The following is a 13168-nucleotide window of genomic DNA, read 5'->3' on the forward strand; positions in this document are numbered from 1 at the left end:
TCCTCACGTCGTAGTGAACGAATTGGCTCCAGTCTGCGCGAGATCAGAGGCATGGGCAATGTAGGATCCTCCAATGGCTCTTGATAAGCATGTGCATTCTGACACTCCTGCTGTCGTGGGGGCAGTGCAGCTGCGTGAGATGATCGGTGACGGCCTTCCTCCGGCAGCCTTGTCTGACGCCTTGGCGATGGCACGAGATGCCGGCATGTCTGAAGATGCCCTGCAGCTGGCCGTGACCCTCAACGATTTGGTGCTTCGCGAGCAGTCTCGTGTACGTCTGCTCAACGTGTTGCAGCACACCGCAACCGATTTGACGCGCATCCATGACTACGAAGAGGTGCTGCGCGCGATTTGTGAGCGCACGCGTGCTCTGCTGGGGTCTGACATGGCCTACATCAGCCTCAACGATGACGATGCGGCCGCCACGTACATCCGGATGACCTCTGGTGTGCGTACCGCCGGTTACCGCAGCATCCGAATGCCGCTGGGCACCGGGGTGTTGGGGGTCGTGGCCTCCGGAGATCGCACGGCTCAAAGCACCGATTACGCGGCAGACCGTCAGGTGGTGCACATTGCGCAGATCGACGAAGTGGTTGCTGCAGAGGGGGTGCGCACCATCCTCGGGGCACCGCTGCGCGTGGCTGATCAAGTGATTGGGGCGCTCATGCTGGCCGAACGGCATCGGCGCATCTTCAGCGATGACGAGGTCGCCATGATCGAGGCAATCGCTGCGCACGCCGCAGTGGCGGTCGAGAATGCGCGTCTGTTCGAGGAGTTGCGCGCCGCCCTGACCGAGGCACAGGAGCGCAGACACAGCGAGCTGATCGACGGCGTGCTCTCGGGCGAGCTCAGCGAGACCAGTCTGCGGCGTCGACTGCAGGCCCAGGGGTTCTCGGGGCTGCGCGGAATGTCACTGGCAGTCATCGAGGTGAGTGAAGCAGAACGTGAGGCGCTCGCTCGCCGACTGCTGGCCGCGCACCGTTGCGCAACCGTGGTGGCCAGGCATTCGGGGCATCTGTGCGTGCTGATGGGGCCGGCGGCGGGCGAGGCACACGACAACGGGCTGGCCCGCGGGCGACGACTTGCCGAGTTGCTGCCCGCCGACGGGCACTGGGTGATGGGATGCAGCCTGCTGGCCGACTCGGCCGATGAACTGCGTCAGGGGCACCAGCAGGCGATAACCGTTGCTCGCGGTCTGCGCACTTTCGGGGTCTGGGCAGCAGTGGCAGATCCGTGCACTCTCGGCAGCAGCGGCATGCTGGCGGCCCATGGCGACGCCCGCCTGCTCGACGGGGTGATCGCTACCCTCGACCCGCTGGTGGCTTACGACCGCGCCCACGGCACCCAGCTGGTGCGCACCGCCACAGAATACCTCGACCAACAGGGGGCGATCGGCGCCGCGGCTGAACGCCTGCATGTGCATCAGAACACCGTGCGCGCCCGCCTGGCGCGTATTGACACGCTGATGGGCGACGGCTGGATGCGCGGCGCGCGAGCTTTCGACGCCCACCTGGCGCTGCGTCTGCTCGCCCTGCGCGATGCGATGTTGCCGGGGTGAGACGGCTCGGTGCCGGCAGCACATTGTCTGCACCGGTGATGCAATGTCTGCAGTGCCGCGGCCGAGTCGGCAGAATTTGCGTCAGAGCTGCGGAGATTGCGTCTGCTCGCGGCGGATGTCGGGCTCGACGAAGATGAGTCGGGCCGCAGGCACGGCGGCGCGGATGCGCTGTTCGACGACATCGATGCCCTGGGCGATCTCTGCGGCCGACTCGGTGGGGCGCACGCTGGCCTTGATGGCCACCAACAGGTCGTCGGGGCCGATGTGCAGAGTGCGCAGGTGAATGATCGACTCGATGTCGTCGCCAGCCAGTGCCGCAGCGCGGATGCGCTCGAGGTCGGCGGTGCTCGCGCTCTCGCCGATCAGCAGGCTCTTGGTCTCAACACCGAGCACCAGAGCGACGGCGACCAGCAGCACACCGATCGCGATCGTGCCGATGCCGTCCCAGATGCCGTTACCCGTGATCGTGGTGAGCCCGACGCCGGCGAGCGCGAAGACCAGGCCAGTCAGCGCCGCGGTGTCTTCAAGCAGCACGACCGGAAGCTCGGGAGCCTTGGCATGGCGCACGAATGAAATCAGGCGCGCATCGCCTCGAGCGGCATGCGACTCTTTGAGTGCGGTGCGCAGCGAGAGCCCTTCGAGCACGATCGAGACCAGCAGCACGGCCACCGGCAACCACCAGTTCTCGAGCGGATGCGGATTCGCGACCTTTTCGATGCCTTCGTAGACGGCGAACAGGCCGCCCAAGCTGAACAGCACGATCGAGACAACGAAAGCCGAGACATAGCGCTCGCGTCCGAATCCGAAGGGATGCTCGGGCGTGGGTTCGCGGCGAGCTCGCTTTCCGCCGATCAGCAGCAGAAACTGGTTGCCGGTGTCGGCCAGAGAGTGCACCGACTCGGCGAGCATCGACGAGGAGTGCGAGATGAGATACGCGATGAACTTGGTGACCGCGATGCCCAGATTCGCCAGCAGCGCGGCGATGATGGCGGTGTTCCCCTGCTGTTTTTCGCTCATCGGGCAATCGTATCGCGCTGGCGCGAACTGCCACGCAATTACACTGGTGCCATGAGCGCACAGACCCACACCCCGTCACCCGATTTTCCGGCGATCGCCTTTCTTGGCGTCGGCTCAATGAACGGAGCCATCCTGCAAGGGGTGCTCGCCTCTGAGGCGACAGTGGGTGACGGCAGCGCACAGGCAGTGCGCACCACCAACCGGTCGAGTGCCAGCGCACAGGCACTGGCGGAGCGCTTCACCGGGCGCATCACCGCGCTGGCCGAAGAGCGCGATGCGCAGGCGAACCGGCAGGCAGCCGAAGGCGCCGGTCTGATCGTGCTCGGTGTCAAGCCCTATGGCGTGGCCGCAGTGCTCGACGAGATCGCCGAGGTGTTGGTGCCCGGCACCATCGTGGTCAGCGTCGCGGCCGGTGTGACCATCGCTGCGATTGCCTCGCGCGTGCCGGCTGGTGTGGCCGTGCTGCGCGCCATGCCCAACACGCCTGCGGCCGTCGGCGCCGGGGTCACCGGTCTGGCCGCCGGGCCCGGGGTCACCGACGAACAGCGAGCCGTGGCGCGCGCACTGTTCGAGACGGTCGGCAGTGTGGTTGAGGTCGACGAGTCGCGCATCGATGCGCTCTCGGCGGTTTCTGGCTCGGGGCCGGCCTATGTCTACGCTTATATCGAGCAGTTCGAGCAGGCCGCTCAGCAGTTGGGCTTCAGCGCTGAAGATGCCCGCACGCTGGTCGAGGGCACAGTCATCGGAGCCGCCCGCCTGCTGCAGTCGTCTCAGTCGACCCCCGAGCAGCTGCGCATCGCAGTGACGAGCCCTGGGGGCACCACTGCCGAGGCACTCAAGGTGATCGCTCAGGGCGGGCAGGTCGCGAACCTCCATCAGGCGCTGGAGGCTGCGGTCGCCAGGGCCCAGGAGATGGCCGCCGAGAACGGCTGAGGCCGTTACTTGTCGAGGTTGGCGAACCGCTCGATGTCAGAGACGCGGCCTGAGACGATCACGAGATCGTGATTCGACACGATGGTGTCTTCGGTGGCGTAGGTGAACTCTTTGCCCGGCGACTTCACCCCGACCACGGTCACCCGGTATTTGGTGCGCACCACCGATGAGCCCAGCGGCTTGTCACGGATGAGCTTTGGTGGGTACAGCTTGACGATCGCGTAGTCGTCGTCGAACTGGATGTAGTCGAGCAGTCGACCGCTGACCAGGTGCGCCACGCGGGTGCCGGCCTGGGCCTCGGGATAGACCACATGGTTGGCGCCGATGCGAGCGAGGATTTTGCCGTGCGACTGGCTGGAGGCTTTGGCCCAGATCTGCGGTACCTTCAGGTCGACCAGATTTGCGGTGATCAGCACGCTGGCCTCGAGATTGCCCACGGCAACCACGACGATCTGGAAGTCGCCGATGCCAATCTGCTTGAGCACCTCGGGGTTGCGGGCGTCGGCCTCGACGGTGTGTGTGACACGGTCGGCCCATTTCTGCACCAGCGACGGATCGGTATCGACGGCGAGCACCTCGCGGTCGAGACGATTCAACTGACCGGCGGTGGCGGCGCCGAAGCGCCCGAGCCCGATGACGGCGACGGGTGCGTCGACGGGGATCCTCTCAACCAACGATGGGCCTCTCTTCTGGATGTTTGAACAGCTGGCGGCTCGACGACGAGGCGATGGCCGCTGCCAGTGTCACTGTACCAACACGGCCGGCCCACATCGTCGCCGAGAGCACGAGCACCCCGGCATCGGGCAGATCTTGAGTGACGCCGGTGCTGAGGCCGCAGGTGGCGAACGCCGAGATCACATCGAAAAGCACATCATCGAGCGGGTGGTTTGTGAACGGCAGAATCGCCAGCGACGAGACCAGCACGATGGTCATGCCCCACAGCACGATGCTCACGGCCACGCGTAGTACGTCGCTCGGGATGCGGCGGTCGAACGCCTGAATCTCGCCGACACCTCGCGCTTCGGCGAATGCGGCCAGAAAGAGCACGGCGATGGTGGTCACCTTGATGCCGCCCGCAGTAGATGCCGAGCCGCCGCCGATGAACATGAACAGCTGGCTCAGCAACGTGCTGGAGTCGGTGAGCTCCTCGACGGGGAACAACTGGAACCCGCCTGATCTGGTCATGGTCGTGTAGAAGAGCCCCTCGAAGGGGCGTTGCCAGGCGTCGACGCCGCCCAGCGTATCGGGATTGCCCCACTCGAGAGCGGTGAAGGCGATAGTTCCCATGGCAGCCAGCAGCAGCGTGGTGAACATGGTCAGCCGCACGTGCAGACTCCAGTGCGGATGCCGGGTGGCGCCGGTCGCCACCGCCCTCAGGTTGCCGATGGCCGCGAAGATCACGGGGTAGCCGAGCGAGCCGATGAACACCCCGGCAGTGAGCACAGTCAACAGCCAAGTGTTGTTGGCATGCCCGGCGAGACCATCGCTGAACGGCACGTAGCCGAGGTTGTTGAAGGCCGAGATCGACAGATAGGTGCTCTGATAGAGCGCGTCGAGCACCGACTCGCCATGGCTGAGCAGATTGGGCAGCAGTGAGATCAGCAGCAGCAGCTCGACGGTGAGCGAGCTGAACACCACGGTAGTCAGCAGGCCGCCCATCTCGCCCAGCCGGATGGCCTGGCCTTCGCTGACCGGCCCAGCGTGTGTGCGCAGCGGGTTGCTGTCGCTGGCGGCCATCAGCCGCTGCCGCAGACCGAGGCGACGTGTGACCACCACACCCATGAGCGAGGCCATGGTGAGCACACCGATGCCGCCGACCTGCGCGCCGATGAGAATCACCGCGTTGCCGAAGGGTGACCAGTGCGACGTCATGTCGACCACGCTCAGCCCGGTCACGCAGACCGTGCTGGTGGCAGTGAACAGCGCCTGGGCGAATGGGGTCCACTGGCCGCTGGCGCTCGACATGGGTGTGCTGAGCAGCACGGTGACCAGCACGATGATAGAGGTAAATGCCAGCAGTGCGAATCGCGACGGTGACCGCCCAGCGAACCCCTCGAGCCACTCGCGAGCGCGTTCGGGCCAGGCTCGGCGCTCAGTCGGGCGCTTCACGCGTGCGGCGGCCATGGTGCTCCTGTGGTGTGCTTTTCGTGCGCTGAGGCAGGAACGATCAGCAGAATCGTTCAATACCAGCGTATTCCCCTGTGATGGGGTCTGTTGGCGGTGGTGGTGACTCGGGGATACCGCTAGCCTAGAGGCATGAGCTCCGTGTTCGAAGCCGTCTCAGACCAGACCCGCCGCCGTCTGCTCGATGCCCTGCGGTCTGCCGAAGGCGAACAGAGCGTCAGCGAGCTCGTCGAGCAGCTCGGCGTCAGTCAGCCCACCGTCTCAAAACATCTCAAAGTTCTGCGCGAGCACGGGCTCGTCGAGGTGCGCGAAGACGGCCAGCGCCGGTTCTACAGCCTCAATGCCACAGCGCTCGAGCCGCTGCGCGAGTGGGTCGAAGAGTATTTCCCAACCCAGGCATCCACCGTGGCCGAAGCCGCCGAACCGCAGGCCGACAGCGCTCGCGCACTGCCCGAGTCGCCACGTGCTCGAGCAGCCGGTCGTCGCTTGGGCAGCGTGCTCGCGGTGCTCACCACTCCCGTGCGGTGGCTGCTGCGCCGAGGCTGAGAATGGTCATGACCCGCCGACACTGGTAATATGTGGCAGGTTAGGCAGTGGTCGATCTCGACCAGATCAGTCAGTGAGGTTTTTCCGTGGGTTCAGTCATTAAGAAGCGTCGCAAAAGGATGGCGAAGAAGAAGCACCGCAAACTGCTTCGCAAGACGCGCCATCAGCGTCGCAACAAGAAGTAGCCCGAGCGCGCGCTGAGCGCTTTCGGTCGAGCAGGCGTCAGGGCAAGCCCTGGCGCCTTTCTCATGCCCAAAACTCAATGCCGGTGCTCAGTCGGATTGCCGGCGCTCGCGGCGAAAGGCGCGAATGTGCCATCTGCGGGCATCTGCCAGCCGCCGAAGCTGGGCGTCGGGATTGACGGCCACTGGGTGGCCGACGAGCTCGAGCATCGGCAGATCGTTGATCGAGTCAGAGTAAGCCCAGCAGTCGGCGAGATCGTAGCCGCGCTCGGCAGCGAGCCGGCGCACCTGCACGGCCTTCTCAGCGCCGTGCAGCACCGGCCCGTCGAATCGGCCGGTGAGCACGCCGTCTTCGGTGACTTCGAGCCCGGAGGCGAGTGCTCCGGTGAAGCCAAGGCGCTCGGCGACATACTCTGCCACGATCATGGGTGATGCGGTGACCAGCCAGACATCGCGCCCGGCTGCGTGGTGTTGGGCGATGATCTCGGGGATCTGACGCCAGATGCGGGCTGCCAGATACCGGTCGTAGATGTCGGGCATCAGGGCCTGCATCTCGGCCAGGCGATGGCCGGCAGCCAGAGCGAGCGCTCGGTCTTGAATGTCAGACAGCTTGCCGGTGTTCTCGCCGCGATACGAGAAACGCACCTGCTGCCAGAGAAACTGCCAGAGATCGCGGTAGCGAATGACTTTGGCGCGCACGGCACCGCGCCCGAAACTGAATACGGCGGAGCCTCGCACGACAGTGTTGTCGAGATCGAAGAAGGCGGCCTCAATGGGGGCAGACGGTGCAGGCATCAGCAGCAATCTTAGCCGTTGCACAGGCGAGATGGGTGGTGTCGCAGAGCTTGCGTAAACTGGCCGAATGAGTGAGATCGTCGAAGTGCGCATGTTCATGAAGCCCGGTTGTCATCTGTGCGACGACGCCCGGGCCGTGGTGACGCAGGTGCTCGACGAGGTCGGCGAGTCGGGGCTGCGCTCGACGTTCGCCGAGATCGACATTCTCGAAGATCCCGGCCTGCAGCGCCGATACGGCGAAGAGATCCCGGTGGTGTTCGTCGCCGACCGCAGGGTCGCTCAGTGGCATATCGACCCTCAGCGGTTGCGTGCCGCGCTCGAGCGCGCTGCGGCTCAATAAGGATGCTCAGTCGCGACGCGCGCTGATCGGCGCGGCATTGTCGGGGTCGGTTGGGCCCTCGGCCAGATCAAGGGTCGTGCGCAGACGCTGCTGCGGAATGAGCAGCACGCACACCAAGGTGAGCAGCGAGAGCACGCTTGAGATGAGGAAGATGCGGCCGGTGCCGTCGCCGTAGGCGCTGGTCACCACATCGCGCACCGGCGCGGGCAGGGCGGTCATGTCGAGCGAGAGGCCGCTTGCGCTCTCTCCGCTGGTGGCCGGTGTTTCGACACCGAGCGCGGCGAAGCCGGTTGCGGTGAGCTCTGCGACACGATTGGCCAGCACGGTGCCGAGCACCGCCACGCCGCTCGCCCCGGCGAAGGTGCGGAAGAACACTACGGCCGAGCTCGCTGAGCCCACTTCGCGCACGCTCACGGTGTTCTGCACGGCGAGCACCAAGTTCTGCATGAGCATGCCGCAGCCCAGCCCGAACACCGCGATGCGAGCGCAGGTGAGCGCCAGCGCCGTCTGGTGATCGGTGAAGCTCAGCGAGTAGAGGCTGCCGCTGAGCAGCAGGGCGCCGAGCACCAGCCACTGCTTCCAGCGGCCATTGCGGGTGATCATCACGCCGGTGCCGGCGCTGGCGATCATGGTGCCGAAGACCATCGGCAGCTGCAGCAGCCCTGACATGGTCGGGCTTTCGCCGCGTGAGATCTGAAAGTACTCGCCGAGGAAGGTCGAGGTGCTGAACATTGCCACACCCACCGGCAGCGAGGCGAGCACAGCCAGAGCCGGGGTGCGCTGGCGCAGAATGTGCAGCGGCACGATGGGATCGGCCACATGTCGCTCGACCAGCACCGTGATCACCAGCAGCGCGAGACCACCGAGCCCCATGGCGGCTGATGGCCAGGAGATCCAGTCAAACCAGCCGCTGGGGCCGGCGAACGAGACCCAGATCAGCAGCACACTGACACCGCTGGTCAGCAGCACTGCGCCCAGCCAGTCGATGTGCACCGGCCCGGTGCGGATGGTGGGAACGCGCAAAGTCAGCTGCAGCAGAATCAGCGAGATGATCGCGAAGGGCACGCACACGAAGAAAGTCCAGCGCCAGCCGAGCGGGCTGTCGACGATGAACCCGCCAGCCAGTGGGCCGCCAGTCTGAGCCACGGCAACGATCGCGCCGATGATGCCCGAGTAACGCCCCCGCTCGCTCGGCGGCGTGATGGTGGCGATGACCGCCTGCGACAGCGCGAGCAGCCCGCCCATGCCGAGGCCCTGCAGCACGCGAGCGGCGAGCAGCCACTCAACAGAGGGGGCGAAGCCGGCTGCCACCGACCCCAGCGTGAACAGCGTGATGGCCAACTGCACGAGCAGTTTCTTGTTGAACAGGTCGCTGAGCTTGCCCCAGATGGGGGTGGATGCGGCGTTGGCCAGCAGCGCCGTGGTGATCACCCAGGCATATTGCGACTGCGAGCCCTGCAGGTCTGAGATGATCTGCGGCAGCGCGTTGGCGACGATGGTCGACGACAGAAAGGCCGTGAACAGGGCGAGCAGCAGCCCGACCAGAATCTTGGTCACCTGGCGGAAGCTCAGTACGTCTTCAGACGGCTCGATGAAGGGTTGAGTGGTGTCGGTCATTGTTGCCTTGTCGATGCGGGGGATGGGCGGTGCGGGTCGGTCTCGAGTGCGGCTGCCAGCGTGGTCAGCGCGTCGAGCACCTGCTGCGCGGTTTCGTCAGACCAGTCGGTGAAGCGAGCGATCAGGCGCTGGGCGCGCTCGCGTTGAGCTTCGGCGAGTCGCTGTTCGCCCAGCGGGCTCACGGTCAGGATGCGCGCGCGGGCGTCGTCGGGATCGGTCGTGCGGGTGAGCAGGCCGAGCTCTTCGAGTTCGGCGATGTGTCTGCTGAGTGCGGAAGGGCTGATGCCGAGGTCTGCGGCGATGTCGTTCGCTCGGCATCCATCGGCCTCGCGCAGCGCCCGCAGCACTGCGGCGCGCGGCAGGGTCAGCCCGTGGTCGCCCGGGGTGGGGCTTGAGACATGCCGAACGGCGCGCATGAGCCGGGCAGTCTCATGCACGAGATCACGGGCGGTGGATTCCTGCACCCTGACAATATAGTTGATTAACCACTGCAACTACATCGTGAAAAAGGGTGGCGAGCGTCTCGAGGGGATGGGAGGCGCTCGCCGTCTCGGGGGATTCGGGGGAAGTCTGTGCGGGTCAGAGCTGATCGACGCGCTCGACGTCGATGAGTACAGCGTACTTCGGCGCTTTCTGACCGTTCTCTGTGGCCCACTGCTCAGCTGCAGCATACTCTTCGGTGCCCTCGCCGCGCAGATGCGGTGTGCCGAAGAACCGATAGCCCGAGTGCTTGGCCAAATCGAGCGCCAGCACGATGATCTTTGAGCCGTTCTCGATGTTGGCCAGGGTCTGCCGCGCGGTGCGCTCGTTGTAGATGATGTGGGTGTCGTCGTAGCTGCGCAGCGACCCCTTGGGGCCGATGTCGGGGGTGCCGTCGGGGTTGACGGTGGCCTGAACGGCCAGGTTTGCGTCGAGCACGGCTTTCGCCTCTGCGCTGATGACGGTCATGGGGTGTGACTCACTTTCTTGCGGTGATGGATGCGGGGGGAGGCTTGGTCAGGCGTTGATTGGTTGGCTGCGTGGGGCGTTGTCGCCACGCAGGGTGAGGAACCGACGGTCGTGGTAGAGCAGTGGTGCGGTCTCGGGGCCGCGCCGCACGTCGAGCACCTCGGCGGCGACCAGGCGCGAGTCGCCGATCGGAATGATCTCGAGTGCTCGGGCGCGCAGTGCATAGGGTGCGTCGAGCAGCACGGGCTCGCCAGTGGGGAGGGTACCCCAGTGCTGTTCGTCGGTGAACCGGGCAGCGCCGCTGTGTGCGAAGGCCTCGGCCACGGCGGCTTGCTTCTCGCCGAGCAGATTCACGACGAAGGTGTCTGCGGAGAGCACCTTGCCGGCAGAGCCGCCAGACTTGGTCACCGAGAAGGCCAGAGCCAGGGGAGACACCGAGACCGAGGCGACGCTCGAGGCGGTGAGGCCGGCGAGCCCCTCATCGGTGTTGGCCGAGATGATGGCGACACCAGACGGGTGGTTGCGGAATGTGTGCTTGAACTCGTCGACGAGCTCGCTCATGAGTGGCCTTCCTCGCAGTGGCAGGATATGTTCTGACTGTAGAACCTCAAGTTGACTTGAGGTCAATGAGCGGGAACACATTGTGTCACATTGTGACGCCGGGTCTGAGCGAATAGAGGGCGAGATGGACGAGCTGCTGAGTGTTGGTGAGGTGAGCCGCCGAACGGGTGTGGCGGCGTCGGCGCTGCACTACTACGAGAGCATCGGTCTGATTCAGTCACAGCGAACCAGCGGCAATCAGCGGCGCTACCCAAGACACATGATTCGGCGCATCTCGCTGATCTCGGTGGCCAAGCATCTCGGTATTCCGCTGGCCGACGTCGACGATGCGCTGCGAGACGTGCCAATGAATCGACCTCCGACCGAAGACGACTGGCGCCGGGCATCCACCCGCTGGAAAGCCCAGCTGGAGGCGCGCCGTGCCGAGTTGGAACGGCTGGAGAACGCCTTGGTCGGCTGCATTGGCTGCGGGTGTCTGTCGATGAAGGCCTGCAGTCTGGTGAACCCGCATGATGCGCTGGCTGCGACCGGGCCGGGGCCGCATCGGCTGCTCGGCGACGCGGCTGCCGGTGAGGCGACTCGCCGATGAGTGTGAAACATACGGGTGGGGGTATATTGAGTCTGAGATGCGAGTCATTCGGAGGCGTTGTGCCTGACTGACCATCGGCTCGCACGCACAGATGGGAGAATCTGATGGCACGCATCGTTGTGCTCGGAGCAGGAGTGGCGGGCCACACGGCCGCGCTGTTTCTGAAACAGAGGCTGAAGAATCGACACGAGGTCGTGGTCGTCAGCCCCAATAGCAACTGGAACTGGATACCCTCGAACATTTGGGTTGGGGTAGGCAGGATGACCAAAAAGCAGGTGATCTTTCCGCTCGAGCCGGTCTATAGGCGCAAGCGTGTCGATTTTCGCCAGGCGCTGGCCACGCGGCTGCACCCAGAGGGCGACGAGGCCGAAGCACGGCCGGCAGTCGACATCACCTACACCGCTGGTGACAAGAAGGGGATGACCGAGCGGTTGCGTTATGACTGGCTGATCGACGCAACCGGCCCGCGACTCGACTTCGCGGCTACTCCGGGGCTCGGCCCAGACGGAGGGCACACTGTCTCGGTCTGCACCGCAGACCATGCCGTGGCCGCCGAAAAGCAGCTGCAACAGGCCATTGAACGTCTGCGCGCAGGAGAGCACCTCGACATGGTCATCGGCATGGGCAACGGCACCTGCACCTGTGAAGGCGCCGCGTTTGAATACGTGCTCAACGTCGAACACGAGCTGCGACGCGCTGGGGTGCGCGACAATGCCACGGTCTACTTCTTCACCAACGAACATGAGCTCGGTGACTTCGGTGTAGGCGGCTTGACCATCGAGCGCAACGGCTACCGCATGCGTGGCGAGATGCTCACTGAGTCGCTGCTGCGTGAGCGCGGCATCGTTCCGGTGATGGCAGCCGGTGCGACCGAGATCACCGAAGACACCATTTACTACGAACAGGTCGACACCGAAGGTGTGCAACAGATGCACTACGACTTCGCGATGTTGCTGCCGCCGTTCAAGGGTGCACGCATCGACGCCGTCGATCGCAGTGGGGCAGACATCACCGATCGCATCTTCGCACCGAGCGGCTTCATGAAGGTCGATGCCGACTATTCGAAGAAGTCGTATGACCAGTGGCGGGCGGCCGACTGGCCGGAGACATATCAGAGCCCGGCATATGCCAATCTGTTCGCTGCGGGCATCGCCTTTGCGCCCCCGCATCCGATCTCGAAGCCGCGCAGCTCACCCGGTGGTGTCGCCATCGCTCCCGCGCCGCCGCGCACCGGGCAGCCCTCGGGTGCAACAGCGAAGGCCGTGGCACTGTCGATCGCCGACATGGTCGAAGGGCGCTCCGACAAACCGACGCAGAAGGCCTCGATGGCGCATCTGGCGGCCTCATGCATCGCCTCGGCGGGCACCGGCTTCAAGACGGGCCAGGCGGTGTCGATGGTAATGTCGCCGATCGTTCCTGACACGCAGGTGTTCGAGAGTGGGCGCAACCTCAAAGAGACCAGCGGCGAGATCGGGCTCGCAGGGCATTGGTTGAAGCGCATGCTGCACACCGCATTCATTTACAAGATGAAGGCGCGCCCGTTCTGGTGGGTGATTCCAGAATGACCGGCATTGATCACACCGCCGACACTGCAGTACACCTACGAGAGGATTCGCCATGCTGAAAGACACCAAGGCGCGCGTCGCCAACGAAGCGCTGCTTCCGACCAAGAGCGAACTTCGTCGCCGGCAGAGCCTGTGTTACCAGTTCCGTCGCTTCACCGCACTGGGAATGCGCATGTTCCTGCTCGGCAAACGCGAGTAACAAACTGAGGCGACGAACGGCTCCCCCCCGGAACTCACTAGGACGACCCCCGCGCCGCCCGCCCACTAGCGGGCGGGCGGGGGGCGCGCCGGCGGGCGCCCCTTTTCTCCCGCGCCCCGCGCCTCCCCGGCGGGGGGAGTGTCCTTCTCCCGGGGGGAAAACGGAGAGAAACAAGCGGGGGCGACGAGGGGCGG

16 protein-coding genes are annotated in these 13168 nt (G+C 65.1%); 8 read left to right on the forward strand and 8 right to left on the reverse strand.

Going from position 1 to position 13168, the window contains the following annotated elements; translation table 11 throughout:
• Positions 1-73 precede the first annotated feature (73 nt).
• Complete coding sequence (locus tag G557_RS11855) at positions 74-1558, forward strand: helix-turn-helix domain-containing protein (protein ID WP_036961457.1); 1485 nt, start codon at positions 74-76, stop codon at positions 1556-1558.
• 81 nt (positions 1559-1639) lie between these two features.
• Here the strand turns inward: G557_RS11855 and G557_RS0105205 are convergent, their stop codons facing one another.
• Positions 1640-2575: a cation diffusion facilitator family transporter gene (locus G557_RS0105205; protein WP_028245221.1), complete on the reverse strand. Its 936-nt coding sequence runs from the start codon at positions 2573-2575 to the stop codon at positions 1640-1642.
• A gap of 51 nt (positions 2576-2626) precedes the next feature.
• Here G557_RS0105205 and proC point away from each other — a divergent pair, with 51 nt between their 5' ends.
• Positions 2627-3508, forward strand: a complete 882-nt coding sequence (gene proC, locus G557_RS0105210) for a pyrroline-5-carboxylate reductase (RefSeq protein WP_051224676.1) — start codon at positions 2627-2629, stop codon at positions 3506-3508.
• Positions 3509-3513: 5 nt separating this feature from the next.
• Here proC and G557_RS0105215 read toward each other — a convergent pair whose 3' ends face one another.
• Both G557_RS0105215 and G557_RS0105220 read right to left on the reverse strand, forming a co-directional pair.
• Positions 3514-4182 (reverse strand): potassium channel family protein, encoded by a 669-nt coding sequence (locus G557_RS0105215; RefSeq protein WP_028245223.1) that lies wholly within the window; start codon positions 4180-4182, stop codon positions 3514-3516.
• Positions 4175-5632: a TrkH family potassium uptake protein gene (locus tag G557_RS0105220; RefSeq protein WP_051224678.1), complete on the reverse strand. Its 1458-nt coding sequence runs from the start codon at positions 5630-5632 to the stop codon at positions 4175-4177. The genes G557_RS0105215 and G557_RS0105220 overlap by 8 nt, the downstream gene beginning before the upstream one ends.
• Before the next feature lie 132 nt (positions 5633-5764).
• Here G557_RS0105220 and G557_RS13305 point away from each other — a divergent pair, with 132 nt between their 5' ends.
• The gene (locus G557_RS13305; protein WP_051224680.1) at positions 5765-6178 is read left to right on the forward strand and encodes an ArsR/SmtB family transcription factor; all 414 of its coding nucleotides are present in this window, start codon (positions 5765-5767) and stop codon (positions 6176-6178) included.
• Positions 6179-6264: 86 nt separating this feature from the next.
• Positions 6265-6363 (forward strand): 30S ribosomal protein bS22, encoded by a 99-nt coding sequence (locus tag G557_RS13710; protein WP_003792170.1) that lies wholly within the window; start codon positions 6265-6267, stop codon positions 6361-6363.
• 87 nt (positions 6364-6450) lie between these two features.
• Here G557_RS13710 and G557_RS11865 read toward each other — a convergent pair whose 3' ends face one another.
• Positions 6451-7155: an HAD family hydrolase gene (locus G557_RS11865; protein ID WP_051224681.1), complete on the reverse strand. Its 705-nt coding sequence runs from the start codon at positions 7153-7155 to the stop codon at positions 6451-6453.
• Positions 7156-7222: 67 nt separating this feature from the next.
• Here G557_RS11865 and G557_RS0105235 point away from each other — a divergent pair, with 67 nt between their 5' ends.
• Positions 7223-7495, forward strand: coding sequence for a glutaredoxin family protein (locus G557_RS0105235; RefSeq protein WP_028245225.1), 273 nt, complete (start codon positions 7223-7225; stop codon positions 7493-7495).
• A 6-nt stretch (positions 7496-7501) separates the two neighbouring features.
• Here the strand turns inward: G557_RS0105235 and G557_RS0105240 are convergent, their stop codons facing one another.
• From G557_RS0105240 to G557_RS0105255, 4 genes are all read right to left on the reverse strand, one after another.
• On the reverse strand, positions 7502-9112 hold the full coding sequence (locus G557_RS0105240) for an MFS transporter (protein ID WP_211220528.1): 1611 nt from the start codon (positions 9110-9112) through the stop codon (positions 7502-7504).
• Positions 9109-9576 carry a MarR family winged helix-turn-helix transcriptional regulator gene (locus G557_RS11870; RefSeq protein WP_051224683.1) on the reverse strand — a complete coding sequence of 156 codons (468 nt, stop codon included), beginning with the start codon at positions 9574-9576 and terminating at the stop codon, positions 9109-9111. Before G557_RS11870 ends, G557_RS0105240 begins: the two co-directional genes overlap by 4 nt.
• A gap of 115 nt (positions 9577-9691) precedes the next feature.
• Positions 9692-10060, reverse strand: a complete 369-nt coding sequence (locus G557_RS0105250; RefSeq protein WP_028245227.1) for a pyridoxamine 5'-phosphate oxidase family protein — start codon at positions 10058-10060, stop codon at positions 9692-9694.
• A gap of 48 nt (positions 10061-10108) precedes the next feature.
• Positions 10109-10621 (reverse strand): flavin reductase family protein, encoded by a 513-nt coding sequence (locus G557_RS0105255; RefSeq protein WP_028245228.1) that lies wholly within the window; start codon positions 10619-10621, stop codon positions 10109-10111.
• A gap of 124 nt (positions 10622-10745) precedes the next feature.
• Here G557_RS0105255 and soxR point away from each other — a divergent pair, with 124 nt between their 5' ends.
• The 3 genes from soxR (at position 10746) to G557_RS13910 (ending at position 12974) form a co-directional block, all read left to right on the forward strand.
• The gene (gene soxR, locus G557_RS11875) at positions 10746-11210 is read left to right on the forward strand and encodes a redox-sensitive transcriptional activator SoxR (protein ID WP_036961459.1); all 465 of its coding nucleotides are present in this window, start codon (positions 10746-10748) and stop codon (positions 11208-11210) included.
• A gap of 104 nt (positions 11211-11314) precedes the next feature.
• Entirely contained in the window at positions 11315-12775 is a 1461-nt protein-coding gene (locus G557_RS0105265; protein ID WP_028245229.1) for an NAD(P)/FAD-dependent oxidoreductase, read from the forward strand.
• A 52-nt stretch (positions 12776-12827) separates the two neighbouring features.
• Positions 12828-12974, forward strand: a complete 147-nt coding sequence (locus tag G557_RS13910; RefSeq protein ID WP_156877083.1) for a hypothetical protein — start codon at positions 12828-12830, stop codon at positions 12972-12974.
• Positions 12975-13168 lie beyond the last annotated feature (194 nt).

Source organism: Pseudoclavibacter soli DSM 23366 (assembly GCF_000423505.1).
Taxonomy (GTDB): domain Bacteria; phylum Actinomycetota; class Actinomycetes; order Actinomycetales; family Microbacteriaceae; genus Pseudoclavibacter_A; species Pseudoclavibacter_A soli.

What these genes read in the sequence shown, in the direction of transcription:
- G557_RS11855 (WP_036961457.1), top strand. Translation starts at nt 74, where the DNA reads ATGGCTCTTGATAAGCATGTGCATTCTGACACTCCTGCTGTCGTGGGG.
- G557_RS0105205 (WP_028245221.1), bottom strand. Translation starts at nt 2,575, where the DNA reads ATGAGCGAAAAACAGCAGGGGAACACCGCCATCATCGCCGCGCTGCTG.
- proC (WP_051224676.1), top strand. Translation starts at nt 2,627, where the DNA reads ATGAGCGCACAGACCCACACCCCGTCACCCGATTTTCCGGCGATCGCC.
- G557_RS0105220 (WP_051224678.1), bottom strand. Translation starts at nt 5,632, where the DNA reads ATGGCCGCCGCACGCGTGAAGCGCCCGACTGAGCGCCGAGCCTGGCCC.
- G557_RS13305 (WP_051224680.1), top strand. Translation starts at nt 5,765, where the DNA reads ATGAGCTCCGTGTTCGAAGCCGTCTCAGACCAGACCCGCCGCCGTCTG.
- G557_RS11865 (WP_051224681.1), bottom strand. Translation starts at nt 7,155, where the DNA reads ATGCCTGCACCGTCTGCCCCCATTGAGGCCGCCTTCTTCGATCTCGAC.
- G557_RS0105235 (WP_028245225.1), top strand. Translation starts at nt 7,223, where the DNA reads ATGAGTGAGATCGTCGAAGTGCGCATGTTCATGAAGCCCGGTTGTCAT.
- G557_RS0105240 (WP_211220528.1), bottom strand. Translation starts at nt 9,112, where the DNA reads ATGACCGACACCACTCAACCCTTCATCGAGCCGTCTGAAGACGTACTG.
- G557_RS0105250 (WP_028245227.1), bottom strand. Translation starts at nt 10,060, where the DNA reads ATGACCGTCATCAGCGCAGAGGCGAAAGCCGTGCTCGACGCAAACCTG.
- G557_RS0105255 (WP_028245228.1), bottom strand. Translation starts at nt 10,621, where the DNA reads ATGAGCGAGCTCGTCGACGAGTTCAAGCACACATTCCGCAACCACCCG.
- soxR (WP_036961459.1), top strand. Translation starts at nt 10,746, where the DNA reads ATGGACGAGCTGCTGAGTGTTGGTGAGGTGAGCCGCCGAACGGGTGTG.
- G557_RS0105265 (WP_028245229.1), top strand. Translation starts at nt 11,315, where the DNA reads ATGGCACGCATCGTTGTGCTCGGAGCAGGAGTGGCGGGCCACACGGCC.
- G557_RS13910 (WP_156877083.1), top strand. Translation starts at nt 12,828, where the DNA reads ATGCTGAAAGACACCAAGGCGCGCGTCGCCAACGAAGCGCTGCTTCCG.